6 protein-coding genes and 1 pseudogene are annotated in these 6991 nt (G+C 70.5%); 5 read left to right on the top strand and 2 right to left on the bottom strand.

The window, feature by feature from the left end; all coding sequences use genetic code 11:
* Window positions 1–22: 22 nt before the first annotated feature.
* From ACOV8S_RS15920 to ACOV8S_RS15905, 4 genes are all read left to right on the top strand, one after another.
* A complete protein-coding gene (locus tag ACOV8S_RS15920) occupies window positions 23–796 on the top strand; it encodes an isoprenyl transferase (protein ID WP_351116961.1) in 774 nt (257 codons plus the stop codon).
* Window positions 797–1168: 372 nt separating this feature from the next.
* Window positions 1169–2494 (top strand): PhoH family protein, encoded by a 1326-nt coding sequence (locus tag ACOV8S_RS15915; protein ID WP_448318476.1) that lies wholly within the window; start codon window positions 1169–1171, stop codon window positions 2492–2494.
* Window positions 2495–2965: 471 nt separating this feature from the next.
* Window positions 2966–3664, top strand: coding sequence for an aggregation-promoting factor C-terminal-like domain-containing protein (locus tag ACOV8S_RS15910; RefSeq protein WP_448318475.1), 699 nt, complete (start codon window positions 2966–2968; stop codon window positions 3662–3664).
* Window positions 3665–3828: 164 nt separating this feature from the next.
* A complete protein-coding gene (locus ACOV8S_RS15905; RefSeq protein WP_448318474.1) occupies window positions 3829–5067 on the top strand; it encodes an AI-2E family transporter in 1239 nt (412 codons plus the stop codon).
* A 98-nt stretch (window positions 5068–5165) separates the two neighbouring features.
* Here the strand turns inward: ACOV8S_RS15905 and ACOV8S_RS15900 are convergent, their stop codons facing one another.
* Both ACOV8S_RS15900 and ACOV8S_RS15895 read right to left on the bottom strand, forming a co-directional pair.
* Window positions 5166–5702: a carboxymuconolactone decarboxylase family protein gene (locus ACOV8S_RS15900; RefSeq protein ID WP_448318473.1), complete on the bottom strand. Its 537-nt coding sequence runs from the start codon at window positions 5700–5702 to the stop codon at window positions 5166–5168.
* A 3-nt stretch (window positions 5703–5705) separates the two neighbouring features.
* A complete protein-coding gene (locus ACOV8S_RS15895; protein ID WP_448318472.1) occupies window positions 5706–6260 on the bottom strand; it encodes a peroxiredoxin in 555 nt (184 codons plus the stop codon).
* A 316-nt stretch (window positions 6261–6576) separates the two neighbouring features.
* Here ACOV8S_RS15895 and ACOV8S_RS15890 point away from each other — a divergent pair.
* Window positions 6577–6991: pseudogene (locus ACOV8S_RS15890) on the top strand (MarR family transcriptional regulator); the annotation flags it as partial.

The following is a 6991-nucleotide window of genomic DNA, read 5'->3' as shown; positions in this document are numbered from 1 at the left end:
GCACGGAGGGGCTGACAATCACGTGAAGCTGCGCGACAACCTTCGCCGCCTGCTCGTCAGGGTCTACGCACGCCGCGTAGAGGGCCACCTCGACCATGCCCAGGTGCCCAAACACATCGGCGTGATCGTGGACGGCAACCGGCGCTGGGCGAAGGCGGCCGGCGGCACCACCGCCGAGGGTCACCAGGCCGGCGCGGAGAAGATCGAGGAGTTCCTCGGCTGGTGCGCCGAGACCGACGTCGAGGTCGTCACCCTGTGGCTGCTCTCCACGGACAACCTCGACCGCCCGCAGGAGGAGCTCGTCCCGCTGCTCGGCATCATCGAGGGCGTGGTGAACTCCCTCGCCGCCGATGGTCGCTGGCGTCTGCACCACGTGGGCGCCACGGACCGTCTCCCCGACGGGATGCTGCGCACCCTCAAGGAGGCCGAGGAGGCCACCGCGGGCAACACGGGGATACTCGTCAACGTCGCCATCGGCTACGGCGGGCGGCAGGAGATCGTCGACGCGGTGCGCTCCGTGCTCCAGGAGGCGTCCGAGCGCGGACGGACCCTGGACGAGGTCGCCGAGACCCTCGACGTCGACCTCATCGGGCGTCACCTCTACACCGGCGACCAGCCCGACCCGGACCTGGTGATCCGCACCAGCGGCGAACAGCGCCTGTCCGGCTTCATGCTCTGGCAGACCGCGCACTCCGAGTACTACTTCTGCGAGGTCTTCTGGCCGGCCTTCCGCAAGGTCGACTTCCTGCGCGCGCTGCGCGACTACGCGGCCCGGCACCGCCGGTTCGGCGGCTGAAACTCGACGTCCTCCGGGCCCCTCCACCGCGGCCGGAATCACGCGCTTTCCCAACTCCCCCTCACCACCGACGAGTTCAGACACTCGCGGGTGGCGTGGGGGAGTTGTCGTACGACGGGGCGGGGTGACGGCATGGCGAGGGCCGTGGGCGGGCATAACCCCTGCAGGTCGACGCCCGAACCACGGGTGTCACACCTCAGCGGGCGGCACAGGGGCCGTCCGTCCGGGAGGCCCTTTGCACCAGCCCGACCGTGCCGCCGAGGCAGTCACGGACGCAGCGGGGGGCCGGTTCTCGGCCCGCGCATCGGCGCCCGAGACCGGTCCACATTCCGTCGTCGCTCCCCGACCTTCCCCGAGGGGGTACGTCCTTCCGTGGTGACCAGCGCACAGCGCCACAAGCCCGACCGGCGCACCTACGTTCTCGACACCAGCGTCCTGCTGGCCGATCCCAACGCCGTCCACCGGTTCGACGAGCACGAAGTCGTGCTCCCCGTCGTGGTGGTGACGGAACTGGAGGCCAAGCGGCACCATCCCGAGCTGGGGTACTTCGCGCGGCAGGCGCTCCGCCTGCTCGACGACCAGCGGGTGCAGCACGGGCGGCTGGACGCGCCCATCCCGATCGGAGACCTGGGAGGCACCCTCAGGGTCGAGCTCAACCACTCGGATCAAAGCGTGCTGCCCTCCGGTTACCGGCTGGGCGACAACGACTCCCGGATCCTCGCGGTCGCGCGGAACCTCCAGGCCGAGGGATTCGACGTCACGGTCGTCTCCAAGGACCTCCCGCTCAGGATCAAGGCGTCGTCGGTCGGGCTCCTCGCCGAGGAGTACCGCGCCGAGCTTGCCATCACGGACTCCTCCGGGTGGACCGGAATGTCCGAACTCACCCTTTCGGCCGAGCAGGTGGACCTGCTCTTCGAGGAGGGAGCGGTGCACGTCCCCGAGGCGGTCGACCTCCCGGTCCACACCGGTCTGCGGATCACCTCGGAGCGGGGCAAGGCGCTCGGCCGGGTCACCGCCGAGGGCGACGTGCGCCTGGTGCGCGGGGACCGCGAGGCGTTCGGGGTGAAGGGCCGCAGCGCCGAGCAGCGGATCGCCCTCGACCTGCTGCTGGACCCGGAGATCGGGATCGTCTCGATGGGCGGCAGAGCCGGCACCGGCAAGTCCGCGCTGGCGCTGTGCGCCGGTCTGGAGGCGGTGCTGGAGCGGCGTCAGCACAAGAAGATCATGGTCTTCCGGCCGCTGTACGCGGTGGGCGGCCAGGACCTCGGCTACCTGCCGGGATCCGAGAGCGAGAAGATGAACCCCTGGGCCCAGGCGGTCTTCGACACGCTCTCCGCGGTCACCGGCCGCGAGGTGATCGAGGAGGTCACCTCGCGGGGGATGCTGGAGGTCCTGCCGCTCACCCACATCCGCGGCCGCTCCCTGCACGACGCCTTCGTGATCGTCGACGAGGCGCAGTCGCTGGAGCGGAACGTGCTCCTCACCGTGCTCTCCCGGATCGGCGCCAACTCCCGGGTGGTGCTCACCCATGACGTCGCCCAGCGGGACAACCTCCGGGTGGGCCGCTACGACGGAGTCGTCGCCGTGGTCGAGCGCCTGAAGGGCCATCCGCTCTTCGCCCACGTCACCCTCAACCGGTCCGAAAGGTCCCAGATCGCCGCGCTGGTCACGGAGATGCTCGAGGAAAGCGCGATGTGACGGTCCGGAAAGGATGGATATCGGATGATGCGCGAGGAAAGCACATGGTCATCCGGTAATCAGGACACTCCTCCGATCACCGCCAACTGAGCGGAACAGCAGGCAAGTCGAGCGCCGTCCGGCAAAGGCACGAGAGCCTAGCCGGGCGGCGTTCGCACGTCCTCCGGATCGGTGAAATTCCCCTGTGCGTGGGCCATGTGAGCTTTCACACGGCACTGGGAATTGCCTTGCGGTGTCCGTTACGGCAGAGTCTCCCTTCTGTCAGGCCCCGCATGCGGCTCATCGGTACCCCCAGCGGTACCGCCCCCCATGAGCATCACGGCCAACTGCATAGCGCAGCCGCATGCCGCCCGAGCTGTACACGGCGCTCCCGCAAGGGAGTCGCCCACCGGGCCCGCGCCTCCGTGACCCGTTGTTGGGAGGCCAGCGCCAGGGGCACGAACGCGTCCGCCAGGGTCACCGATGCGGGCGATGCTGGAAGGAAATCGTGTGAGCCGGATCTCGGTCCGGGGATTCGCGGTGGCTTCGGCCACTGCGGTCACCGCAGTCGGAAGCGTGGTCGGCGTCGCGACGGGCAGCACCGCCCAGCCGAACGACGCACAGGCAGCCGCCGAGGGCGCCACGCTGCTCCTCGCGGACATCCCGGCCGGCCAGCAGGCCGACGTCCAGGTCGCGCACCTGGAGGCCCAGGCCGACGCACAGGCGATCGCCGCCGACTACGAGGCCCGCAAGGGCGCCGAGGCGGAGGCCCGCGTGGCGGCGGCCAAGCAGGCCATCGCCAAGAAGCAGGCCGCCGAGCGGGAGGCCGAGCAGAAGAAGGCCGACCGCGCCGCGCGCGAGAAGGCCGACGCCGCCGACTTCGCGGTGCAGTCCTCCTACACGACGGCCCAGGTTCAGGCGATGGCCCGCCAGATGGTCGCCGCCGACCAGTGGCAGTGCTTCAGCAACATCGTCTCCCACGAGTCGGGCTGGAACTACAAGGCGGTCAACCCGTCCTCCGGCGCCTACGGTCTCTTCCAGGCGCTCCCGGCCTCGAAGCTGGCCACGGCGGGCGCCGACTGGCAGACCAACCCGGCCACCCAGATCAAGTGGGGCATCAACTACATGGAGTCCCGCTACGGCAGCCCCTGCGGCGCCTGGGACTTCTGGCAGGCCAACCACTGGTACTGACCGGACCCCTACCGCGGTGACCCAGGAGCTTCGCTCCTGGGTCACCGCGCGTTCGTGCGGCAGCCCTTCACCGTCCTACGGTGGAGGGCTGCAGCCATGTACGGTCGTCCGTATCAAGCGGACACGCCCGGAGTGACGGGGAGAGACGGGGGCAGAGGACGACCATGGCGCGACTTCCTGACTGGGCGGGCCGGCTCGGCGCCGGACTCAACGCCGCGGGCAAGCGGTGGGAGGAGCGGCGGGCCGAGGTCCGCCGCGACGAGGGCAACGAGTCCGAGCACGAGCCGATCGTCGTGCAGCAGGTCGTGGTGCGGCCCGACCCGGCCCAGGTGGTGCCGTGGGGGCTGCGCGTCGCCGCCGAGGCCGGCTGGCGGCTGCTCGTCCTGGCCGGCACCGTCTGGGTGCTGATGCGGGTGATCAGCTCCGTGCGGCTGATCGTGCTCTCCTTCGCCGGCGCCCTGCTGGTCACCGCGCTGCTCCAGCCGCTCGCAGCCCGCCTGATACGCCACGGGCTGCCGCGCGGCGCCGCCACCGCGCTCACCGCCGTGTTCGGCTTCGCGGTGCTGGGCCTGATGGGCTGGTTCGTCACCTGGCAGATCATGGAGAACGCCGACAACCTCTCCGAGCAGGTCCAGGGCGGCATCGACGACCTGCGGCGGTGGCTGCTCAACTCCCCGTTCCACGTGACGGAAAGCCAGATCAACGGCATCGCCGAGAACCTGCGCGAGGCGGTCGGCTCCAACACGGAGTCCCTCACCTCGGCCGGGCTCGAAGGTGTCACGGTGGTCGTCGAGGCGCTCACCATGCTGCTCCTGATGATTTTCTGCACGCTGTTCCTGCTCCACGACGGCAAGAAGATCTGGGGCTGGACGCTGAAGCTGGTCCCGGCGGCGGCCCGTTCGGGCGTCGCGGGCGCCGGCCCGATGGCCTGGCGGACGCTCACCGCCTACGTGCGCGGCACGGTGGTGGTGGCGCTGATCGACGCCGTCTTCATCGGCCTGGGCATCTACTTCCTGGACGTGCCGATGGCGGTGCCGCTGGCCGTCGTCATCTTCCTCTTCGCCTTCATCCCACTGGTCGGCGCCTTCGTCTCCGGGGCGCTGGCGGTGCTGGTCGCGCTGGTGACCCAGGGCGTGTTCGTCGCGGTGATGACGCTGCTGGTGGTGCTGGCCGTGCAGCAGATCGAGGGTCACATCCTGCAGCCGTTCATCCTCGGCCGCGCGGTGCGGGTGCATCCGCTGGCCGTGGTGCTCTCCGTGTCCGCCGGCGGCATGATCGCCGGCATCGGCGGCGCGGTGGTGGCCGTCCCGCTGGTCGCCGTGCTGAACACGGTCGTCTCGTACCTGCACCGGCACGCCCACCGGGCGAGCGGACCGCCCGCCGGGTCGACGGTCGCTCCCTGACCGGGAGCGGCGGAAGGGTCCGCACGGCTGGGAACGGGTGAGGGGTGGGCGCCGTGTGGCGCCCACCCCTCACGTGTGTGTCCCGCGCGGGGGCCGCGTCAGGAGGACGACATCACGGCTTCGGCGTCCAGGGTGACGGCGACGGCCTGGACGACCGCCGCGATCTTGGTCGCCTCCTGCACCACCTCGCGGGAGACCCCCGCCTCGCGGAGCTTGTGCTCGTGCGAGTCCAGGCACGCGCCGCAGGCGTTCACCGCGGACACCGCGAACGCCCACAGCTCGAAGTCAGCCCGGTCCACCCCGGGGTCGCCGAGGACGTTCATCCGCAGCCCGGCGCGCAACGCGCCGTACTCCGGGTCGGAGAGCAGGTGCCGGGTGCGGTAGAAGACGTTGTTCATGGCCATGATGGCCGCGGCCGTCTTCGCCGCCCGGTAGGCCTCCGGCTTCAGGTTCTCCCGCGCCTCCGGCTCCAGCTCCCGCAGCACGATCGGTGAGCGCGAGGCGATGGCGCAGGCCAGCACCGTCCCCCACAACGCCTGGGCGGGCAGCAGGGAGTTGCCGATCACCGTGCCCAGGTTGAGCCGCAGGTCCTTGGCGTAGTCCGGTATGGCCGACTTCAGTTCCGCGAGCGCCATCGGTCACTCACCCGCCAGCAGGGTGGCCGCGTCCAGGGTGGCCTCGCCCTTGCTCCAGTTGCAGGGGCAGAGCTCGTCGGTCTGCAGGGCGTCCAGCACGCGCAGCACCTCCTGCGGGTTCCGGCCCACGGAGCCGGCGGTCACCATCGTGAACTGGATGTCGTTGTTGGGGTCGACGACGAAGACCGCCCGCTGCGCGTACCCGTTCTCGTCCTCGATGCCGAGCGCCCGCATCAGCTCGTGCCGGGGGTCGGCGAGCAGCGGGAAGGGCAGCTCGCGCAGGTCGGGGTGGTCCTTGCGCCAGGCGTGGTGGACGAACTCCGAGTCGCCGGAGAAGCCGAGCACCACAGCGTCGCGGTCGGTGAACTCCTCGTTCAGCCGGGCGAAGGCGGCGATCTCGGTCGGGCAGACGAAGGTGAAGTCCTTCGGGTAGGAGAAGACGACCTTCCACTGACCCTCGTAGGTCTTGTGGTCGATCCGCTGGAACTCCCTGCCCTTCTCCAGCGAGACGCAGGCGGTGAGTTCGAATTCAGGGAACTTGTCACCGACAGTGAGCACGGGCTCTCCCTTGCGCGGGGGTGGACGTTCCCCGTGATCGTGGCACAGACGGTGGCGTTTCCGGAAATAGGCCAACTCGCGGGTTTTGAGCCGCCGGTGCGCTGTGGGGGCGATGTGAAGATTCCGGTCCCCGATCGGTCGGATGAGCGAAGCATGACGGGTCTCGACTGGCGTGAGCGGTCATCTCGCGTCACCTGACGACAGCTTCGGTCGCATGCGGCCGGTATACGCCGGGCCACTGTAGACATTGCCCCCTCAGGGCGACGTGTCAGGCAGATGTGCGACGGCGTATCGGGTCGGGGGTGTGATGACGGGCGTGCTGGACGGTGTTCTGGACGGCGGCGCGCGCGGATCGCTCGACCGGGCCGGTTACGAGCGGCTCTCCCGGTCCCTCGCGGGGTGCGGACGCGAGGAGTTCACCGGAGAGCTGCGGGTGCAGGGCAGGCCCGGCGGCAGCTTCCACCTGCGCGGCGGACTGGTCGTCGGGGTGGAGAGCCCCGGCGCGCCCGGCCCGGAGGCGCTGCTGCTGCGGTCCGGCCGGGTCACCGGCGAGCGCTGGACGGAGCTGGTGCGCAGCTCCGGCGGGCGGCGCTGGCCGGAGGACGAGCTCGTCGCGGACGGATGCGTGGGGGCGGCCCAGCTGCGGGTGGTCTGCATGCTGGCGCTGCAGGACGCGGCGTTCGCGATGGTGGCGGGGCGGGTGGAGGAGTGCGAGCGGCACGCCCGTGGGG

The sequence above is a fragment of the Streptomyces sp. CO7 genome (assembly GCF_053474865.1).
The sequence above is the reverse complement of the archived record's forward strand: the minus strand, read 5'-3'. Positions and strand labels throughout refer to the sequence as shown.